General features: G+C 62.8%; 16 protein-coding genes and 11 tRNA genes. 22 read left to right on the forward strand and 5 right to left on the reverse strand.

Features of this window, described 5'->3' with window-relative positions:
* Positions 1 to 125 precede the first annotated feature (125 nt).
* A complete protein-coding gene (locus ABE493_RS15415) occupies positions 126 to 887 on the reverse strand; it encodes a Bax inhibitor-1/YccA family protein (RefSeq protein WP_346499779.1) in 762 nt (253 codons plus the stop codon).
* Between the two features lie 139 nt (positions 888 to 1,026).
* Here ABE493_RS15415 and ABE493_RS15420 point away from each other — a divergent pair.
* The 16 genes from ABE493_RS15420 (at position 1,027) to ABE493_RS15495 (ending at position 11,144) form a co-directional block, all read left to right on the forward strand.
* Positions 1,027 to 1,103, forward strand: a tRNA-Pro gene (locus tag ABE493_RS15420).
* A 44-nt stretch (positions 1,104 to 1,147) separates the two neighbouring features.
* A tRNA-Arg gene (locus tag ABE493_RS15425) sits at positions 1,148 to 1,224 on the forward strand.
* A 36-nt stretch (positions 1,225 to 1,260) separates the two neighbouring features.
* Positions 1,261 to 1,337 (forward strand) — tRNA-His (locus ABE493_RS15430).
* A gap of 77 nt (positions 1,338 to 1,414) precedes the next feature.
* Positions 1,415 to 1,490 (forward strand) — tRNA-Lys (locus ABE493_RS15435).
* 112 nt (positions 1,491 to 1,602) lie between these two features.
* Positions 1,603 to 1,678: transfer RNA gene (locus ABE493_RS15440), tRNA-Lys, on the forward strand.
* Between the two features lie 145 nt (positions 1,679 to 1,823).
* Positions 1,824 to 1,908 (forward strand) — tRNA-Leu (locus ABE493_RS15445).
* Between the two features lie 174 nt (positions 1,909 to 2,082).
* Complete coding sequence (gene tig, locus ABE493_RS15450; RefSeq protein WP_346499780.1) at positions 2,083 to 3,378, forward strand: trigger factor; 1,296 nt, start codon at positions 2,083 to 2,085, stop codon at positions 3,376 to 3,378.
* Positions 3,379 to 3,443: 65 nt separating this feature from the next.
* On the forward strand, positions 3,444 to 4,070 hold the full coding sequence (gene clpP, locus ABE493_RS15455; RefSeq protein WP_346499781.1) for an ATP-dependent Clp endopeptidase proteolytic subunit ClpP: 627 nt from the start codon (positions 3,444 to 3,446) through the stop codon (positions 4,068 to 4,070).
* A 128-nt stretch (positions 4,071 to 4,198) separates the two neighbouring features.
* A complete protein-coding gene (gene clpX / locus ABE493_RS15460; protein ID WP_346499782.1) occupies positions 4,199 to 5,488 on the forward strand; it encodes an ATP-dependent Clp protease ATP-binding subunit ClpX in 1,290 nt (429 codons plus the stop codon).
* A gap of 136 nt (positions 5,489 to 5,624) precedes the next feature.
* A complete protein-coding gene (gene lon / locus ABE493_RS15465; RefSeq protein ID WP_346499783.1) occupies positions 5,625 to 8,081 on the forward strand; it encodes an endopeptidase La in 2,457 nt (818 codons plus the stop codon).
* Between the two features lie 206 nt (positions 8,082 to 8,287).
* Positions 8,288 to 8,560 (forward strand): HU family DNA-binding protein, encoded by a 273-nt coding sequence (locus tag ABE493_RS15470; protein ID WP_057629314.1) that lies wholly within the window; start codon positions 8,288 to 8,290, stop codon positions 8,558 to 8,560.
* A 12-nt stretch (positions 8,561 to 8,572) separates the two neighbouring features.
* Positions 8,573 to 8,647 (forward strand) — tRNA-Val (locus ABE493_RS15475).
* A gap of 32 nt (positions 8,648 to 8,679) precedes the next feature.
* Positions 8,680 to 8,756 (forward strand) — tRNA-Asp (locus tag ABE493_RS15480).
* Between the two features lie 82 nt (positions 8,757 to 8,838).
* Positions 8,839 to 8,915 (forward strand) — tRNA-Asp (locus ABE493_RS15485).
* 62 nt (positions 8,916 to 8,977) lie between these two features.
* Positions 8,978 to 9,054: transfer RNA gene (locus ABE493_RS15490), tRNA-Asp, on the forward strand.
* 128 nt (positions 9,055 to 9,182) lie between these two features.
* Complete coding sequence (locus tag ABE493_RS15495) at positions 9,183 to 11,144, forward strand: peptidyl-prolyl cis-trans isomerase (protein WP_346499784.1); 1,962 nt, start codon at positions 9,183 to 9,185, stop codon at positions 11,142 to 11,144.
* A 1,137-nt stretch (positions 11,145 to 12,281) separates the two neighbouring features.
* Here ABE493_RS15495 and ABE493_RS15500 read toward each other — a convergent pair.
* Together ABE493_RS15500 and gloB are read right to left on the reverse strand one after the other, a co-directional pair.
* Positions 12,282 to 13,511, reverse strand: coding sequence for a lytic transglycosylase domain-containing protein (locus ABE493_RS15500; RefSeq protein WP_346499785.1), 1,230 nt, complete (start codon positions 13,509 to 13,511; stop codon positions 12,282 to 12,284).
* Entirely contained in the window at positions 13,508 to 14,272 is a 765-nt protein-coding gene (gene gloB / locus ABE493_RS15505; RefSeq protein WP_346499786.1) for a hydroxyacylglutathione hydrolase, read from the reverse strand. Before gloB ends, ABE493_RS15500 begins: the two co-directional genes overlap by 4 nt.
* A gap of 116 nt (positions 14,273 to 14,388) precedes the next feature.
* Between gloB and ABE493_RS15510 the strand changes: the two genes are divergently transcribed.
* Genes ABE493_RS15510 through dnaQ form a run of 3 tightly spaced genes read left to right on the forward strand, consistent with a single transcriptional unit; the run spans position 14,389 to position 16,142 of the window.
* The gene (locus tag ABE493_RS15510; RefSeq protein ID WP_346499787.1) at positions 14,389 to 14,937 is read left to right on the forward strand and encodes a hypothetical protein; all 549 of its coding nucleotides are present in this window, start codon (positions 14,389 to 14,391) and stop codon (positions 14,935 to 14,937) included.
* Between the two features lie 15 nt (positions 14,938 to 14,952).
* Positions 14,953 to 15,405, forward strand: coding sequence for a ribonuclease HI (rnhA, locus tag ABE493_RS15515; RefSeq protein WP_346499788.1), 453 nt, complete (start codon positions 14,953 to 14,955; stop codon positions 15,403 to 15,405).
* 8 nt (positions 15,406 to 15,413) lie between these two features.
* Positions 15,414 to 16,142, forward strand: a complete 729-nt coding sequence (gene dnaQ / locus ABE493_RS15520; RefSeq protein WP_346499789.1) for a DNA polymerase III subunit epsilon — start codon at positions 15,414 to 15,416, stop codon at positions 16,140 to 16,142.
* Positions 16,143 to 16,193: 51 nt separating this feature from the next.
* Here dnaQ and ABE493_RS15525 read toward each other — a convergent pair whose 3' ends face one another.
* On the reverse strand, positions 16,194 to 16,898 hold the full coding sequence (locus ABE493_RS15525) for a PP2C family protein-serine/threonine phosphatase (RefSeq protein WP_346499790.1): 705 nt from the start codon (positions 16,896 to 16,898) through the stop codon (positions 16,194 to 16,196).
* Between the two features lie 202 nt (positions 16,899 to 17,100).
* Here ABE493_RS15525 and ABE493_RS15530 point away from each other — a divergent pair.
* Together ABE493_RS15530 and ABE493_RS15535 are read left to right on the forward strand one after the other, a co-directional pair.
* Positions 17,101 to 17,191: transfer RNA gene (locus ABE493_RS15530), tRNA-Ser, on the forward strand.
* 130 nt (positions 17,192 to 17,321) lie between these two features.
* Entirely contained in the window at positions 17,322 to 17,720 is a 399-nt protein-coding gene (locus tag ABE493_RS15535) for a DUF6165 family protein (RefSeq protein ID WP_346499791.1), read from the forward strand.
* Between the two features lie 267 nt (positions 17,721 to 17,987).
* On the opposite strand, the gene ABE493_RS15540 is transcribed toward ABE493_RS15535, so the two are convergent.
* Positions 17,988 to 19,034, reverse strand: a complete 1,047-nt coding sequence (locus ABE493_RS15540) for a glycosyltransferase family 9 protein (protein WP_346499792.1) — start codon at positions 19,032 to 19,034, stop codon at positions 17,988 to 17,990.
* A gap of 21 nt (positions 19,035 to 19,055) precedes the next feature.
* Here ABE493_RS15540 and ABE493_RS15545 point away from each other — a divergent pair, with 21 nt between their 5' ends.
* The gene (locus ABE493_RS15545) at positions 19,056 to 19,805 is read left to right on the forward strand and encodes a 3-deoxy-D-manno-octulosonic acid kinase (RefSeq protein WP_346499809.1); all 750 of its coding nucleotides are present in this window, start codon (positions 19,056 to 19,058) and stop codon (positions 19,803 to 19,805) included.

The following is a 19,805-nucleotide window of genomic DNA, read 5'->3' on the forward strand; positions in this document are numbered from 1 at the left end:
TTGTTGGGCCGTGGTTGGCGCGGCCGCGGCTTTCCGGTTATTGCCACCCCCGAGATGGGCTCGCCACTACAAACAGCAAGGGCGCCCTTACGGGCGCCCTTGCTACACAACCTGCAGCAACCGCCTCAGTTACGCGACTGCAGCTTCGACAGCAGGCGCAGGAACTCCAGGTACAGCCACACCAGGGTGACCATCAGGCCGAAGGCGCCGTACCACTCCATGTACTTCGGTGCGCCGGCCTCAACGCCGCTTTCGATGAAATCGAAATCCAGCACCAGGTTCAGCGCGGCGATCACCACCACGAACAGGCTGAAGCCGATGCCGATCAGGCCTGAGCCGTGGATATACGGGATCTGGATATTGAAAAAGCCCAGCACGATCGTTGCCAGGTACACCAGCGCAATGCCGCCGGTCGCCGCAACCACGCCGAGCTTGAAGTTCTCGGTAGCCTTGATCAGGCCGCTGCGGTAGGCAAACAGCAGTGCGAACAGCGTGCCGAAGGTCAGCAGTACCGCTTGGAACACGATGCCGTTGAAGCGTGCTTCATAAATTGCCGAGATCGAGCCCAGGAACAGGCCCTCGGCCAGTGCATACAAAGGCGCGCTGACCGGTGCCCAGGTCTTCTTGAAGATGGTCACCATCGACAGGATGAAACCAACGATCAGTCCGCCCCACAGGTAGATCTTGCCCGCCGGCAACATCTCGCCGCTGTCGCTGAGCGTGCCATTCCACGCAAATGCCGCGGTCAATACCGCCAGCAGCAACAGGAAGCCTGTCTTGTTGACAGTGCCGTTGATGGTCATTGCATCGGCGCTGCGTGAGACCACGCCGCCAGTGCCAAGGTCGAGGAAGGTTGATTCGGAAAGGGCAGGGTTGCCGCTGCGCATGCAAAGCTCCGTTGCTGTGAAGTGGGCCGAAAGTGCTCACAGCATACCCGTATCAAATAAAGTGAAATTTACCGTTGACAGATACCGCGTTAATTCCCACAATAGCCGACCTTTCCGGGGCATTGGAAGGATTCACCGCCGGGGTATAGCGCAGTCTGGTAGCGCGCCTGCTTTGGGAGCAGGATGTCGGGGGTTCGAATCCCTCTACCCCGACCATCCGACGCACCAAGCGCGTGTTGGAGTGCGACAATCCGGTCAGAGCGCCCGTAGCTCAACTGGATAGAGCACCGGCCTTCTAAGCCGGCGGTTACAGGTTCGATTCCTGTCGGGCGCACCATCAGGTGCAAGCGGTAGGTTAAGTAAGGTTTCAGTGGTGGCTGTAGCTCAGTCGGTTAGAGTACCGGATTGTGATTCCGGTGGTCGGGGGTTCGAATCCCCTCAGCCACCCCACTGTTTCAAAGCATCGGAGTAAAATCCGGGCTTGCAAAAAGAGTCAGGTTGCGGCAATATTCGCCTCCTGATTTTCAGGGCTGTTAGCTCAGTTGGTAGAGCAGTTGACTCTTAATCAATAGGTCCAAGGTTCGAATCCTTGACAGCCCACCAAATCAAGAAAGCCGTTGGAGCAATCCAGCGGCTTTCTCTTTTTATGTAAGCCCGGTGTTTTGGGCGGGTGCATGAAACGCTCTTGTAGTGTAAGATTCACCTCGAAGTTTCAGGGCTGTTAGCTCAGTTGGTAGAGCAGTTGACTCTTAATCAATAGGTCCAAGGTTCGAATCCTTGACAGCCCACCAAATCAAAAAGCCGCTGGAGAAATCTGGCGGCTTTTTTCTTAGCCGGGGTGGCGTGTGCGCCCGGCCATTGTCGAAGATGCGCGCAGGCGGGGCTGGCTTCCGCTTTGCTGGTGCTCCTGCAACAATGGCGCGCTGAGTCAGTATTGCGAAAGTGGCGGAATTGGTAGACGCCCTGGATTTAGGTTCCAGTGCCGCAAGGCGTGGGGGTTCGAGTCCCCCCTTTCGCACCAGTCGACGGTGTTTTTGCCCGCTTCGGCGCATTTCAAGCAACCTGTATGGGTCCGCCCGCTGGCGGCCACGGGCGATATCGGCCAAACTAAAGGGCTGCGGTGCATAACCGCGCCCTACAACCGTTTCATCCATCACATCGAACCGGGGCGTTGCCGCCGGTGGCAGGAGTCAACATGCAAGCTTCGATCGAATCCACCGGCAATCTGGAACGCCGCCTGAGCTTCTCGCTGCCGGAAGAACGCCTGCAGGGGCATATCAGCGGCCGTCTGGGCGAAATCGCGCGCACCGCGCGCATCAAGGGTTTCCGCCCGGGCAAGGTGCCTGCCAAGGTGATCGAGCAGCGTTTTGGCCCGCAGGTGCGCGCCGAGGCGCTGGACGGCCTGCTGCGTGAAACCTTCGATGCAGCCCTGCGCCAGCACGAGCTGCGCATTGCCGGCAACCCGCGCATCGACAAGGCCGGCGAAGGCGAGTTCGACTTCGTTGCCACCGTCGAGCTGATCCCGGACTTCGGCGACGTCGATGTCACCAAGCTGACCATCGTGCGTCACACCGCCGAGATCAGCGATGCCGACATCGACCAGATGATCGAGAACCTGCGCGCCCAGCGCCGCACCTGGAAGCCGGTTGCACGCGGCGCCCAGGAAGGCGACCTGGTCGGCCTGGAAACCTGGTCGCAGGCTGGCGAGGAGCGTCTGCCGGCTGAGGGCGTCGAGAAGGGCACCATCATCATCGGCCAGGGCATGATGTTCGAACAGATCGAAAAGGGTCTGGTCGGGCTGGCCAAGGGCGAAGAGAAGACCCTGGACGTCGAGTTCCCGGCTGACTGGCGCGTGCCGGCGCTGGCGGGCAAGACCGTGCAGGTCACCGTCAAGGTCACCGAAGTGTCCGAGCAGGACATGCCGGAAGTGGACACCGCATTCATCAAGAGCTTCGGCGTGAAGAACGGCGACGTGGAACAGTTCCGCGCCGACATCCGTTCCAACCTGGAGCGCGAGCTCAAGGGCGCGCTGATGAACCGCCTGCGTCGCGAAGTGGGTGAGCAGCTGATTGCCGCCTATTCCTCGGTCGAGCTGCCGCCGCGTCTGGTCGAGAACGAAGCCCGCTCGATGCTGGCCCAGCAGATCGACGCCATCCGCCGCCAGGGCGGCAACCCGGGCGATGTGCCGGCCGATGCCCACGAAGGCTTCAAGGACGCCGCTTCCAAGCGCGTGCTGGTCGGCCTGCTGGTCGGCGAAGTGGCCCGCAAGAACGAGCTGCGCCTGGACCCCAAGCGCCTGAACGAAACCATGCGCCTGATCGCTTCGACCTACGAAGAGCCGGAGCAGGTCATTGAGATGTACCGCAATGATCCCCAGCTTATGGCTGGCCTGCAGAACCGCGTGATGGAAGAGCAGGTCATCGACTGGATCGCCGAGCGTGCCCAGCACACCGAGCAGGCCTTGACGTTCCAGGAAGCCATCCGCCAGTAATCTGGTGGTGTTCCATCCCCGCGCCTGGCGCGGGGAGTTCCCTCCCAAAATAGGTGCCTCACGTAATGGACAACCGAACCAAAGCTCTGAACATGGTTCCGATGGTGGTCGAACAGACCAGCCGCGGCGAGCGCGCCTACGATATCTATTCGCGCCTGCTCAAAGAGCGCCTGATTTTCTTGGTCGGTCCGATCGACGACCATATGGCGAACGTTGTGGTCGCGCAGCTGCTGTTCCTTGAATCGGAAAACCCGGAGAAGGAAATCAGCATCTACATCAACTCGCCCGGTGGCGTGGTCACCGCCGGCATGGCGATCTACGACACCATGCAGTACATCAAGCCGGACGTGAGCACCACCTGCATCGGCCAGGCCGCCTCGATGGGCGCCCTGCTGCTGGCTGCCGGTGCCGCGGGCAAGCGTTTTGCGCTGCCCAATTCGCGCGTCATGATCCACCAGCCGCTCGGCGGCTACCAGGGTCAGGCCACGGATATCGACATCCACGCCCGTGAAATCCTCACCCTGCGTTCGCGCCTGAACGAGGTGCTGGCCAAGCACACCGGCCAGGACCTGGAGACCATCGCGCGCGACACCGAGCGTGACAACTTCAAGAGCGCGGCCGAGGCTGCGGCCTATGGTTTGGTGGATCAGGTGCTGGAGCGCCGTCCGGAAGAGAGTATTCAGGCTTCCTGAGGCGTTGAACGGCCAGTAAAAGCGGCCTATTTTGCAGGGTCGGAACCGGACTGATGTCCCTCCGGCCCTGTGCTATTCTCGAATTTGAACCCCCTGTTCAGAGGGGGACGCAACTGGGTAAGCGAAGCATGAGCGAAGACCGGCAAGGTCGTACCGGGGACAGCAGTGGCAAGATTCTGTACTGCTCGTTCTGCGGCAAGAGTCAGCACGAAGTTCGTAAGCTGATCGCGGGCCCGAGCGTGTTCATCTGTGATGAATGCGTGGAGCTGTGCAACGACATCATCCGTGAGGAACTTGAGGAAAAGGCGCAGTCGGCGCGCAGTTCGCTGCCCAAGCCGCGCGAGATCCTCGAGGTGCTCGACCAGTACGTGATTGGCCAGAACCGCGCCAAGCGCACGCTGGCGGTGGCGGTGTACAACCACTACAAGCGCATCGAGAGCCGTCAGAAGAGCGACGACGTCGAGCTGTCCAAATCCAACATCCTGCTGGTCGGCCCGACCGGTTCGGGCAAGACGCTGCTGGCTGAAACGCTGGCGCGCCTGCTCAACGTACCGTTCACCATGGCCGATGCGACCACGCTGACCGAAGCCGGTTACGTGGGCGAGGATGTGGAAAACATCATCCAGAAGCTGCTGCAGAAGTGCGACTACGACGTCGAGAAGGCACAACAGGGCATCGTCTACATCGATGAAATCGACAAGATCTCGCGCAAGAGCGAGAACCCGTCGATCACCCGTGACGTGTCCGGCGAAGGCGTGCAGCAGGCACTGTTGAAGCTGATCGAAGGCACGGTTGCCAGCGTTCCGCCGCAGGGTGGCCGCAAGCACCCGCAGCAGGAATTCCTGCAGGTCGACACCAAGAACATCCTGTTCATCTGTGGCGGCGCGTTTGCCGGCCTGGACAAGGTGATCCAGAACCGCGCCTCCGACACCAGCAGCATTGGTTTCGGGGCCAAGGTGAAGAGCGCCGAGCGCAAGCAGGAAATCGGCAAGGTACTGGCTGAAGTCGAGCCGGAAGACCTGATCAAGTTCGGCCTGATTCCGGAATTCGTTGGCCGCCTGCCGGTGGTCGCGACGCTGGAAGAACTGGACGAGCCGGCCCTGATCCAGATCCTGACCGAGCCCAAGAACGCCATCACCAAACAGTTCAAGAAACTGTTCGAGATGGAGAACGTGGAGCTGGAGTTCCGCCCCGATGCGCTGTCGGCCATCGCCAAGAAGGCGCTCAAGCGCAAGACCGGCGCCCGTGGCCTGCGTACCATCGTCGAGTCGGTACTGCTGGACACCATGTACGAGTTGCCCTCGCAGGAAAACGTCAGCAAGGTAGTGGTGGACGAGTCGGTCATCGAGAACAAATCCGAGCCGTATATCGTCTACCAGACCCCGCCGGAACCGGCCAAGGCCGCCTCTGGCGACTGAACCGGGGCATAGCGATGTGAATAGGCATTTTGCTATTCACGTTCAGCTTCCAGAAGCTCTTGCAACACCTCGCCGATGGCCCCATAACGGGGCCATCGGCTTTTTTATTTAGCCTCCACCGAATCTCGGAGCCCCCATGGCCCAGTCCCAACTCGAAGTTCTCGACCTGCCGGTCCTGCCGCTGCGCGACGTGGTGGTGTTTCCGCACATGGTCATCCCTCTGTTCGTGGGCCGTGACAAGTCCATGCAGGCGCTGGAGCGCGCGATGGAGGCCGACAAGCGCATCCTGTTGCTTGCCCAGAAGTCGGCCGAAACCGACGACCCGGCGGCGGCCGACCTGTACACGGTCGGCACCCTGGCGCAGGTGCTGCAGCTGCTGAAACTGCCCGACGGCACCATCAAGGTGCTGGTCGAAGGCCTGTCGCGCGTTGCCGTGGACAAGGTCTACGAGCAGGACGGCTCGCTGCAGGGCCACGGCATCGAAATCGAATCGGACGAATCGCGCGAGCCGCGTGAGATCGAGGCCATCGCCCGTTCGCTGATGTCCTTGTTCGAGCAGTACGTCAAAACCAACCGCAAGCTGCCGCCGGAGCTGTTGCAGACCCTGGCCGGCATCGAGGAACCCACGCGCCTGGCCGATACCATCGCCGCGCACATCGGCGTGCGCCTGGCCGACAAGCAGAAGCTGCTGGAAACGTTGCAGGTCGGTGACCGGCTGGAAATGCTGGTCGGCCTGGTCGATGGTGAAATCGACGTGCAGCAGCTGGAAAAGCGCATCCGCGGCCGGGTCAAGTCGCAGATGGAAAAGAGCCAGCGCGAGTACTACCTCAACGAGCAGATGAAGGCCATCCAGAAAGAACTGGGTGACCTGGATGAAGCGCCGGGTGAGATGGAAGAACTGGCGCGCAAGATCGCCGAAGCCGGCATGCCCAAGCCGGTAGAAACCAAGGCCAAGAACGAGCTCAACAAGCTCAAGCAGATGTCGCCGATGTCGGCTGAAGCCGCGGTGGTGCGCAACTATCTGGAATGGCTGCTGGGCGTGCCGTGGAAGAAGCGCACCAAGGTCCGCAAGGACCTCAAGGTCGCCCAGGACACGCTGGACGCCGACCATTACGGCCTGGACAAGGTCAAGGACCGCATCCTTGAATACCTTGCCGTGCAGTCGCGGGTGAAGCAGATGAAGGGTCCGATCCTGTGCCTGGTCGGTCCGCCGGGTGTGGGCAAGACCTCCCTGGGCCAGTCCATCGCCAAGGCCACCAACCGCAAGTTCGTGCGCATGTCGCTGGGCGGCGTGCGCGACGAGGCCGAGATCCGTGGCCATCGCCGTACCTATGTTGGTTCCATGCCGGGCCGCATCGTGCAGAACCTCAACAAGGTCGGCAGCAAGAACCCGCTGTTCGTACTGGATGAAATCGACAAGATGTCGATGGATTTCCGTGGCGACCCGTCCTCGGCGCTGCTTGAGGTGCTGGACCCGGAACAGAACAACGCTTTCAACGATCACTACCTCGAAGTCGATCTGGACCTGAGCGAAGTGATGTTCGTGGCTACCTCCAATTCGCTGAACATTCCCGGCCCGCTGCTGGACCGCATGGAAGTGATCCGCATCCCGGGTTACACCGAGGATGAGAAGCTCAACATCGCCATGCGCTATCTGTTGAGCAAGCAGCTCAAGGCCAATGGCCTGAAGGTTGAGGAGCTGGCCATCGAGGAAGACGCCATCCGCGACATCGTGCGTTATTACACGCGCGAATCCGGTGTGCGCAACCTTGAGCGCGAGATCGCCAAGATCTGCCGCAAGGTAGTCAAGGAAATCGCCCTGGCCGGCCCGCAGCCGGTGAAGAAGGCTGCGAAGAAGTCGGCCAAGAAGCCGAAGGCGCTGATGGTGGTGGACGCGAGCAACCTGGATAAATACCTGGGCGTGCGCCGCTTCGATTTCGGTCGTGCCGAGGAAGAAAACGAGATCGGCCTGGTCACCGGCCTGGCCTGGACCGAAGTCGGCGGCGAACTGCTGCAGATCGAGTCGACCCTGATCCCGGGCAAGGGTGCGGTCACCCTGACCGGCCAGCTCGGCAACGTGATGAAGGAGTCGGCCACCGCAGCCCTGTCGGTCGTGCGTGCGCGTGCCGAAGCCCTCGGCATCGACGTCGACTTCCTGCAGAAGCACGACGTGCATCTGCACGTGCCCGATGGTGCCACCCCGAAGGACGGCCCCAGTGCCGGTATCGCGATGGTCACCTCGCTGGTATCGACCTTGACCAAGGTGCCGGTGAAGGCCGAAGTGGCGATGACCGGCGAGATCACCCTGCGCGGGCGCGTCACCGCCATTGGTGGCCTGAAGGAGAAGCTGCTGGCCGCGCTGCGCGGTGGTATCCGCACCGTCATCATTCCTGACGAGAACCGCAAGGATCTGGCGGATATTCCGGCCAACGTCACCCGCGACCTGACCATCGTGCCGGTGAAGTGGATCGACGAAGTGCTGGATATCGCCCTGGCGACACCGCTGGCGCCGAAGAAAGCAGGTAAAAGTGCGCAGCGTGTCGCAGTTCGCGGCAAGTCGAAGGCAGCTCCCACGGCCCGCGTCAAGCATTGAAGTGTGAACGTAAAACCCCCTGAAACCCGCGTCATTAAAGGCTTTTCAGCTTGCGCGGGTAGGGGGGGCGCTGGTATAAAAGTGCGACTCACGCAGCAGCAGGTATTTGCTGGCGTGTTTGCAGGTTCTTCGGCAGTCGTGCGTCTTGGGGACGTACGGGTGCCACTCAATAATTCCGCGGATTACCGCAAAGGGAGTTTTACAGAATGAACAAGACCGAATTGATTGACGGCGTTGCCGGTGCTGCTGACCTGTCCAAGGCTGAAGCTGGCCGTGCGGTTGATGCCGTCATCGCCGAGATCACCAAGGCCCTGAAGAAGGGTGAGGCCGTGACTCTGGTGGGCTTCGGTACGTTCCAGGTTCGCGAGCGCGCTGCACGCACCGGCCGCAACCCGAAGACCGGCGAAGAGATCAAAATCGCTGCTGCAAAAAATCCTGCCTTCAAGGCTGGTAAAGCTCTGAAAGACGCTGTAAACTAAGCGGCTCAGCTGGGGTGCTTAGCTCAGCGGTAGAGCGTCTCCCTTACACGGAGAGGGTCGGGGGTTCGAAACCCTCAGCACCCACCAAGTTAAGCATCGCGGTAACAGTTTGAAAGTGTGGAGCGGTAGTTCAGTTGGTTAGAATGCTGGCCTGTCACGCCGGAGGTCGCGGGTTCGAGTCCCGTCCGCTCCGCCAGTTTCAAATTGGCCCCTGAGCAATCGGGGGCCTTGTTTTCTCAAACTCCTCAAGAGGGAGAGAAAACTAAAAAATTAAATGTGGAGCGGTAGTTCAGTTGGTTAGAATGCTGGCCTGTCACGCCGGAGGTCGCGGGTTCGAGTCCCGTCCGCTCCGCCATTTAATCAAGTCGCTTTTCGGAGCGCGCGCCCCGGGTAACCGGTGGTGGTCGAGTCAAATGTGGAGCGGTAGTTCAGTTGGTTAGAATGCTGGCCTGTCACGCCGGAGGTCGCGGGTTCGAGTCCCGTCCGCTCCGCCAGTTGTCTCAAAGCCCTCGGCGCAAGCCGGGGGCTTTTTTTTTGCCTCGCCGTTGGGGGCGGCCGAGTTGGGCGCAGGGCAGGAAGCGGGTTAAACTGCCCGGCTCGCCACTCAGGCCTCGATTTGCCCATGCTGCAGAAACTTCGCGACAAGACCTCAGGCTGGATCGTTACGGTGATCATGGGCCTGTTGATGATCCCGTTCCTGTTTGTGATCGACAACAGCTACCTCGGTGGCGTCGGCGCACAGAACGTTGCCAAGGTGTCGGCACCGCCGTCCTGGTGGAATTCGGCACCGTCGTGGTGGCCGATGTCATTCCTGTGGAAGCACCACGAAGTCAGCGTCGAAGACTTCCGTGCCCGCTTCGAGCAGGCGCGCATGCAGGCGCGCGAACAGCAGGGCGACAACTTCGACCCGCGCGAGTTTGAAACCACCGAGAACAAGCGCGCCGTGCTCGATCAGCTGATCGACGAGCAGGTTGTGCGCCTGGCCGCCGAAGACGCGCATATCGTTATCGGTGACAAGGCCGTGCGCGATTACATCGCCTCGATCCCTGCGTTCCAGAAGGACGGCAAGTTCGACCCGGACCAGTACCGCCTGGCGCTGGCGCAGAGCATGCCGCCGCGTACGCCGGCCATGTTCGAGCAGCTGGTGCGCAGCAGCCTGCAGCAATCGATCATTCCCTCCGCACTGGCCGAGTCGGGCTTCGTGACCAAGGGTGAGAGCGAGCGTCTGTTGAAGCTGCTGGGCGAGACCCGCGATGTGGAGTTCGCGCTGTTGCCGGAAGTTGCCGCCGATACCGCAGCGGTCAGCGATGCCGAGATTGACCAGTGGTACAAGGCGCACCCGAAGGATTTCCGCCAGCCGGAAAGCGCCACCATTGAATACGTCGAGATCAATGCCGCCAACATGCCGGCAGTAGCTGCGGCCGATGAGGCCACCCTGCGTCAGCGCTATGAAGACGAGAAGATGCGCTTTGTCAGCGCCGATCAGCGTCTGGCTTCGCACATCCTGATTCCCACCGGCAGCGATGAAAAAGCCGCCGAGGCCAAGGCCAACAAGCTGGCGGCCGAAGCCAAGCAGCCGGGCGCTGACTTTGCCGCATTGGCCAAGGCCAACTCGGAAGATCCCGGTTCCAAGGACGCCGGTGGTGACCTGGGCTGGGTTGAGCGTGGCGTGATGGTCAAGCCGTTCGAAGATGCGCTGTTCGCGATGAAGGCCGGTGATGTGGTTGGCCCGGTCAAGACCGAGTTCGGCTACCACGTGCTGAAGCTGCGCGAGATCAAGGGTGGCGAAGGCCGTCCGTTCGAGGAAGTGCGTGACCAGCTTGCCGCCGAGCAGTTGCAGGCCGACAGCGAGAAGGCGTTCAACGAGCTGAGCGGCCGTCTGGTTGATCTGGTGTACAAGAACCCGACCGAGCTGGGTTCGGCCGCCAAGGAAGTGGGCCTGCCGGTGCAGACCCTGGGTCCGTTCAACCGCGGCACTGCCAGCGGTATTGCGGCCAATCCGGCGGTACTGAAGGCCGTGTTCTCTGACGCGTTGAAGGAAGACGGCACGGTCAGTGACCCGATCGAGCTGGGCACGAACCACAACGTGATGATCCGCGTTACCGAGCACACCCCGGAGCAGGCGATCCCGCTGGCGCAGGCGCGTGAGCAGGTGATTGCAGCGGTGCGTGCGCACCGGACCGAAGAGGCCTCGAAGAAGGCAGCTGACGCGCTGCTGGCAAAGTTGAGCGGTGGCCAGACGCTGCAGGCGCTGGCGGCTTCCGAGCAGCTGCAGTTGCTGCCGATGCCGGGCCTGCCGCGCAACGCACCGATGCCGACCGCTGAAGCCAACCGTGCGGTATTCACCGCGGCCGCACCGGCGGGCGACAAGCCCAGCTATGGCAAGGTCGAGATGGAGCCGGGCCGTTATGCGGTGTTTGCGGTGACCAAGGTGACCCCGGGCAACCCGGCGGAAGTGCCGGAAGCGCAGCAGAAGATGCTGAAGGACCAGCTGAGCCAGATTGATGGCGCTGCCGCAGCCAAGGCGTATGTCGATGGCATGCGCAAGCGCTTCAAGGTGCAGGTCGAAGAATCGCAGCTCTGATCAACGAGCTGGAATGAAAGCAAAAAGCCCGGCCAACAGCCGGGCTTTTTGCGTCTTGTAGTGCCGAGCCATGCTCGGCAAGGGGCGTTACCGGCAAACCCAACCGATAGCCGTGGGAGCGGCGTAAGCCGCGAAGCCAGCGATCCATTCGATTGCGGGCATACGGGTGATTTCATTGCCCCCAGCTTCGCGGCTGACGCCGCTCCCACAGGCGCGGTCTTTGGTAGTGCCGAGCCATGCTCGGCAGGGGCATTACCGGCAAACCCAATCGATAGCTGTGGGAGCGGCGTAAGCCGCGAAGCTAACGATCCGTCCGATTGCAGGCATACAGGTGATTTCATTGCCCCCAGCTTCGCGGCTGACGCCGCTCCTACAACGGGGCTACCGGTAATGCCTCTGCCGAGCATGGCTCGGCACTACATGAAACGCAGAAGCCCGGCCATTGGCTGGGCTTCTGGTCTGCGTGCGGTAGCGGTATTTGCTGCGAAACCGGTCATCCATCTGATCGAGCGGATTGCGGCAATTCGATGGCCCCCAGCTTCGCGGCTTATGCCGCTCCCACAACAGGTCTATCGGTAGTGCCTCTGCCGAGCATGGCTCGGCACTACATGAAACGCAGAAGCCCGGCCATTGGCCGGGCTTCTGGTTTGCTTGCGGTAGGGGCATTTGCTGAGAAGCCGACCATCCTTATGATTGCGGACATACAGGTGATTTCATCGCCGCCAGCTTCGCGGCTAGTGCCGCTCCCACAGGCGCGGTCTTTGGTAGTGCAGAGCCATGCGCGGCAGGGGCATTACCGGCAAACCCAACCGATAGCCGTGTGAGCGGCGTCAGCCGCGAAGCCAACGATCCATCCGATTACAGGCATACAGGCAATTTCATTGCCCCCAGCTTCGCGGCTTATGCCGCTCCCACAACGGAGCTATCGGTAATGCTTCTGCCGAGCATGGCTCGGCACTACATGACATGGCTCGGCACTACATGAAACGCAGAAGCCCGGCCATTGGCCGGGCTTCTGGTTTGCGTGCGGTAGCGGCATTTGCTGCGAAACCGGTCATCCATCTGATCGAGCGGATTGCGGCAATTCGATGGCCTCCAGCTTCGCGGCTTACGCCGCTCCTGCAGCCGTTACCGGGCTTAGCGCCCTTCCTCGTAACGCAGCACCATGCCCGGCTTCAGTACGGCACTGGCATCGAGGTTGTTGGATGACAACAGGGTCTTGACCGAGATGCCGTAACGGCGGGCGATGGTCCAGGCGGACTCACCACTGCGCACGGTATGACGGCGACCATTACTGCCTGCGCTAGCCGAGGCTACGGTGCGCGAGGCGGTGGTCGGGCGGCGTGCAGCCGCTGCGGGCGCTGCGCTGGCAGGTGCGGCATCGCGGGTGGCCACCAGCACGCTGTCGCTGTTGTCGCCCTCCACGCTGCCAATGGCGGCGGCCGGTGCCAGTACCCGGGTGCCGGAGCGCGAACTGGTCAGGGCCGGGTTGAGCCGGGCGATGCGGGCCGGGTCCAAAGCGTTCTGCGTAGACCAGGCGGCCAGGGAGGTGTTGGCTGGCAGCGTGTGGCCCTTCAGGATCGGCACCTGCCGGTCCAGTGAGGCCATCAGATCGGGTTCGTGCTCAGCCTGCTCCAGCACGCAGGCCAGCGCATGCAGCTTCTCGACGTAGGCATAGGTGATCGGCGACAGACCCGGCAGCTCGGATGCAGTGGCGTTCTGGGCATTCATGCCGCCACGACGCAGCGATTGCAGGATGCGGTACTCGCCGGCGTTGTAGGCCATCACCGCCAACTGCCAGTCGCCGGCAAACATGCCGTGCAGGGTTTTCAGGTAGCGCACCGCCGCGCGGGTGGAATCCACCGCCGATAGACGGCCGTCATAGCCCTTTTCCATCGGTACGCGGTGGTTGCGCGCGGTGGTGGCGATGAACTGCCACAGCCCGGCCGGCCCGCTGGCGTTGCGGGCGCCTGGGCGGTAGCCGCTTTCGACGAACGGAATCAGGGCGAACTCGGTCGGCAGGTTGGCCGCGCGCAGTTCATCGACGACATAGCCAAACAGCGGCAGCGCGTCGTCCTCGACATTGCCCAGCCGCGACGGGGCGTGCGAGAACTGCTTGCGCCAGCGTGCGCTGGTGGCTTCGGCGTCGCACTGCGGTGCGGCCAGCCCCTCACGGAAGTTGGCGAAGATCTCGCGCCCGTTGCGGGTGGTGGCGGCCGGCAGCGAGGCCGGGTCCAGCGGTAGTGCGGTCAGCGCGGCGACGTTCTGGGTCATGCCGGCGCTGATCGGAAGGCCCTGGGCGGCCAGCGTGCCGCTGCCCGTGCCCAACAACATCCCCAGCGCCAACGGCAGACAGAGCCGCCTCATGCGGTAAAACCGTCTTTCCACCGCCGCAATTCGGCGAAGACTTCCACTTCATCAGTGGGTGCGCGACCAAGCCGCGCCGCGATCGCTGCGACGATGGCGATATCGGTGGTACGCAGAAATGGATTGCATTGGAGTTCACTGGCCAATACGGCCGGAACGGTAGGACGAGAACTGCTGCGCATGTCCGAGGCTTCCTGTTGGCGGCGTTGCAATGCCGCGTTGGTGGGGTCGACATGCCGCGCAAACACGGCATTGGCCAGCGTGTATTCGTGCCCGCAGCAGACCAGTGTCTGCGGGGGCAGGGCGGCCATTCGCTGTAGCGAGGCCAACATCTGGGCCGGCGTACCTTCAAACATGCGTCCACAGCCCAAGCTGAACAGCGTGTCGCCACAGAACAAATGGTCGTGGCCGTAGTAGGCAATATGGCTGCGGGTGTGACCGGGAACTTCCATCACGGTGAAGCCGAAGCCGGACAATTCTACCGTGTCGCCTTCGCTGACTCGTTCACAATCCAAAGCAATGCGTTCATCGTGCGGCGCCAGCACCCGCAGCCGCGGCCAGCGCTGGCGCAGCTCCGCCACCCCGCCGATATGATCGTCGTGGTGGTGGGTGAGCAGGACGGCAGCGGGCTGCATGCCTTGCGCGGCGGCTTCCAATACCGGCCCGGCTAAGCCTGGGTCGACGAAAATCGTGCGCTCATCGGGCGTTTGCAACGCCCAGATGTAGTTGTCCTGGAATGCGGGCAGGGCGATCAGTCGCATAGAATTGGAAAATGCCTGCCGCCCCGTGCCGCCGTCAAGCTGCAGTCTCGCCCTGGTTTGAGAAAGCCGGGGCGCAGGCGATGCGGGAATGGGAGCAGCGGCTGCTGTCTGAACAGATGCGCGGATTTCCGTCGCCACCGTGGCTGTGGCTGGCCCCCAACGCCTCCTGGCTGCCGGAGCTGGTGCCACAGGGGCGGGGGCTGCGCCTGCACCGCCACCCGCAGGCACCTGGCTGGGCAGGGGACATGCGCTGTGCCTTGCCGTTGCCGCTGCCAAGCGAATCGGTCAAGGCCATCGTCATCGAACACCCGGCGGCCGAAGAGCTGGAGCCACTGTTGTCCGAATGCGCGCGGGTGTTGATGCCCGGTGGGCGGATCTGGATGACCGTACTCAACCGCTGCAGCCCGTACCGCGCGCACTGGCAATGGCAGGGCGCGCGGCCACCATCGGTGGCAGGTTGCAGGACACTATTGCAGCGGCAAGGCATACGATGTCGCTCGCTGCGGCACTATGGCCCGCTGTGGACGCAGACGGGCACTACCCCGGGCACGGCTCTGCCGGCCCTGCGCGCGTTGTGCGTGCTGGAAGCTGAAAAACGCACCGAGGCTTTCATCGGCCCGATCAAGGCCAGTCGCGTCAGTTGGCGCGGCCCGGTGGCGACCTGAATTCAACGGAACACTATGAAGTCAATTGAAGTACATACCGACGGCGCCTGCCTCGGCAATCCCGGGCCCGGCGGCTGGGGCGCCTTGTTGCGCTACAAGGGCCATGAGCGCGAACTGTCCGGTGGCGAAGGCCACACCACCAACAACCGGATGGAGTTGATGGCTGCGATCATGGGCCTGGAAACACTCAGCGAGCCCTGCAACATCACCTTGTTCACCGATTCGCAGTACGTGCGCCAGGGCATCACCGAGTGGATGCCGAGTTGGGTGCGGCGCAACTGGAAGACCGCTGGCGGTGATCAGGTCAAGAACCGCGACCTGTGGGAGCGCCTGCATGAAGCCACGCAACGCCATCAGATCGACTGGCGCTGGGTAAAGGGCCATTCCGGTGACCCGGACAACGAACGCGTGGACCAGCTGGCCCGCGATGCTGCAATCCGCGTGCGCGCTGGCGCCGCGAGCAACTGAGGTAAGCAATGCGCCAGATCGTCCTTGATACCGAAACCACCGGCCTGGAATGGAAGAAGGGCAACCGTGTGGTTGAAATCGGCTGTGTGGAGCTGCTTGAGCGGCGCCCCAGCGGCAATAATTTCCACCGTTACCTGAAGCCGGATTGTGATTTTGAATCCGGCGCGGCGGAAGTCACCGGCCTGAGCCTGGACTTCCTCGCCGACAAGCCGCGCTTCGAAGAAGTGGTGGATGAGTTCCTCGCCTATGTGGATGGCGCCGAGCTGATCATCCACAACGCCGCGTTCGACATGGGCTTCCTCGAAAACGAGATGAGCCTGGCCGGCAAGGGCCGCCTGGCCAGCCGGGTGACGGTGACCGATACCCTGGCGATGGCGCGCGAGCGTTACCCGGGCCAGCGCAACTCGCTGGACGCGCTGTGCCGGCGCCTGGGTGTGGACAACGCCCATCGCACGCTGCATGGCGGCCTGCTCGATGCGCAGATCCTAGCCGACGTCTATATCGCGCTGACCTCGGGCCAGGAAGAGATCGGCTTTGGTCAGCCGGAAACCGAGTCAGGCAATGCCGGCGGCGTCGCTCAGGCGTTCGATGCCTCGGTGCTGCTGCCACGGCCGCGTGTGCTGGTTACCGCATCCGAACAGGAGGCGCACGAAGCGCGCCTGGCCAGGCTGCGCAAGAAGGCCGGTCACGCCTGGTGGGATGGTGAACCGGTGCCGGCAGCGAGCGAACCGGCCTGAGTCGCGCCGGCCCGGTTTGGGCTGTCGAAGTAAAGCCGTTGGTCCGCCGCCTTAGTGGCAGCGGACCAAGATGGCGGTGACGTTGTCCGAGCCGCCGCCATCCAGCGCGGCGGCAACCAGTGCATCCACGCATTCCTGCGCGCTGCAGTCGCCATGGGCGAGCGCCTGGCTGAGGCCCGCATCGTCCACTTCCTCGGTGAGGCCGTCACTGCAGATCAGCAGCTGCATGCCCGGGCGCAGTTCGCCGGTCATGGTGGCGACGTTGAGGTGGGCCGGGTCGGTCACGCCCAGCGCCTGGGTCACCACGTTGCGGTGCGGATGGGCGCGTGCCTGCTCGGCTGTGAGCGTGCCCTGCGCGATCAGTTCCTGCACATAGCTGTGGTCCTGGCTGAGCTGGGCCAGCTTGCCGTCGCGCCACAGATAGGCACGGCTATCGCCTACCCAGGCCACTTCAAAACGATTGCCCTGCACACGCGCGGCCACCACGGTGGTGCCCATCGGCAGGCTGTCATTGCGGCGGCGCGAGGTGCGGATGATTTCTTCGTCGGCAGTACGGATGGCTTGAACCAGGGCAGCGCCGTTGCGGACTTCGCGGACGATGGTTTCGCGCGCCAGCGCGCTGGCAACCTCGCCGCAGGCGTGGCCGCCCATGCCATCGGCTATCAGCCACAGCCCCAGCTCGCCGTCACCGTAGTAGGTGTCTTCATTGAGCTGGCGGCGCAGGCCGACATGGCTGAGGTGTCCAAATTCGATCATGAGTGCCCGAGCGGCTATGTTTCAACGGTGAAGGTCGCTGCATCATCGCGTTCATGGAGGTGTACGGCAAGCGCTCGCGGACACCGATTTGCGATGCCGGATGCAGCAAGCGAATCATCGATGGCGCCTTTTTGTTAAAAAGCGCTTGTCGGCGCGGCCGATGCCCTTTATTATTCGCAGCCCGGTTCGCCGGGGACCATCTGGAGAGGTGGCAGAGCGGTTGAATGTACCTGACTCGAAATCAGGCAGGCGTTAATAGCGCCTCGGGGGTTCGAATCCCCCCCTCTCCGCCAGATACTGGAAAAAGCCACCTTCGGGTGGCTTTTTCTTTTTGCACTCTTGGTTGGCTTGGTTCCGCAGCAGAGCAGCGGGCTGTGAGGCATCAACGGCTACACTGTGCGCCTGATCCAATCGGTAAGCCCCATGTCAGAAATTCTCGTCCCCGTGTCCTTCGGTGAGTTGCTGGACAAGATCTCCATCCTGCAGATCAAGTCCGAGCGCATGAGCGATGCGGCAAAGCTGGTCAACGTGCGCAACGAGCTGAGCGCGCTCGACAGCACCTGGGCGGCGCATCCGGCAGCAGCGCAGGACATCAGCGCCCTGCGCACGGAGCTGAAGGCGGTCAACGAGCGCCTGTGGGACATCGAGGACGACATCCGCCTGAAGGAGAAGGCGCAGGCCTTCGACGATTCTTTCGTGCAGCTGGCGCGCAGCGTCTACATCCAGAACGATGAGCGCGCGCGCATCAAGAAGGCCATCAACCTGGCACTGGGTTCCAGCTACGTGGAAGAGAAGTCGTACCAGGATTACCGCGCCGGCTGAATCTGTTTTGTGGGAGCGGCGTAAGCCGCGAAGCTCGTGGATCAGCAGATGACAGGAATGCCGGGCGCGTCAGCACAGCCCGCTTCGCAGCTGACGCAGCTCCTACAAGCAAAGCCTGAATCCGCTTTGTAGGAGCGGCGTAAGCCGCGAAGCTCGTGGAACAGCAGATGGCAGGAATGCCTGGCGCTGCAGCATGGCAAGCTTCGCGGCTTACGCCGCTACTACAAGATTACGCCGCTGCCACAAAAATGTGGTTCCCGCGGCTGCTCAGCTTTGATGATCCGCGCGATAGCGCTCGAACGCGCCAATCGCATCATCGACGGTGATCAGCGACATCACCTCGTCGAACTCGATCTTGGTGCCCCATTTCAGCGCGCTGGCCGGCTTGTGCAGGTAGCGGCGGGCAGCGTCGTCGTAACGGTCCACGCAATAGCGGCGGTCGGAATAGGGGCCGCTGCGCGCCGGGTTGCTGGCCGCGTGCAGGCCCAGCACCTTGGTGCCTACCGCGTTGGCGATATGCATCGGCCCCGAATCGGGGGTCACCAGCAGTGAGGCGCGCGCCAGCAGGGCTGGCAATTGCTTGAGCGTGTCCTTGCCCACCAGGTCCAGTGCCGGGTGCTTCATCGCCGCGAGGATGGCATCGCTGGTGCTGCGCTCCAGCTCGCTGCGGCCGCCGCACAGCACGACCCGCCAGCCCTGGCTTGCCGCATGGTCGGCCAGCGCGGCGTGGCGCTCGGCATACCAGTTGCGGCGCTGGTGGCTGGAGCAGGGCGAGATCATCAGCACCGGGCGGCCGTCTTCGTCCCATTGCGCGCGCGCCCACTCGTGCGCTTCCGCTGGCGTTGCCAGGTCCCAGCTGACGGTGGTCTGCTTCAGCCCCAGCGGCTCGCAGAAGCTGCCAATGGCGTCGAGCACGTGGATGCCCGGTCGGTCGGGGATGCGCTCATTGATGAACAAACCATGCAGGTCCTTGGAACGCGACTTGTCATAGCCGATGCGGCGCTTGGCCGGAATGAAGGCTGACAGCAGGTTGGCGCGCGCGGCTACCTGCATCTGCAGCAGCGCCTCGAAGCGACCGGCTGGAAATTCGCGACGCAGCGCACGCATTCCCGCCAAACCGCTGTTTTTGTCGTAGATATGGAAGCTGACCCCGGGCAGGCCATCGAGCAGTTTGTGACCGGCCTTGTCGATCACCCAATGCAGCGGCGTGCCCGGAAAACCCTGCTGCAGCGTGCGTACCAGCGGAACCACATGGGTCACATCGCCCAATGCCGAGAGGCGTAAGAGACACAGTGGGGAGGACGATGCAGGCATGTGTTGTTAGACTCGCTGATGATGGTCGCATTTGACGCCACTGAAGCGCTGACGCCCTGCCGCGATGGTCGTGGCTATGGCGCCATTCTGTTCGACCGCGAACGCCTGCGGCAAGCCGATCCCGGCTTGTTCGCGCCTGCGCAATGGGGCAGCAAGGCGCATCCGGTCGGCGATGGTGGCCGTGGCGGGGCCTGGTTCATCGACGCACCGTTCGGCCGCAGCGTGCTGCGCCAGTACCTGCGCGGTGGCGTCGCCGCCAAATTCAGCCGCAGCAGCTACCTGTGGCGCGGTGCCAACCGCACGCGCAGTTTTGCCGAATTCCGGCTGATGCGGGAGTTGATTGCGCAGAAGCTGCCGGTGCCGCGCCCGTATGCGGCGTTCTACATGCGGCAAGGCCTGCGCTATGAGGCGGCAATCCTGATGGAGCGGCTGGAAGACGTGCGCTCGCTGGCCGATCACGCGCAGGTCACCGGCCGTGCCGCGCCCTGGGAAGAGGCCGGGCGGATGATCGCCCGTTTCCACCGGGCCGGCCTGGACCATGCCGATCTGAACGCCCACAACATTCTGTTTGATGATGCCGGCCGTGGCTGGCTGATCGATTTCGACCGCGGTGTGTTGCGCATTCCAGCTACCCGCTGGCGCGAGCGTAACCTCAAGCGCCTGCTGCGCTCGCTGCTGAAGCTGCGCGGCGCGCGCAGCCGCGAGGACGTCGAGCAGGACTATGCGCGGCTGCGCCGCGCCTATGATCTGGCCTGGAACCGGGGCGTGTGA

Source organism: Stenotrophomonas terrae, from assembly GCF_039674165.1.
Lineage (GTDB): Bacteria > Pseudomonadota > Gammaproteobacteria > Xanthomonadales > Xanthomonadaceae > Stenotrophomonas > Stenotrophomonas terrae_A.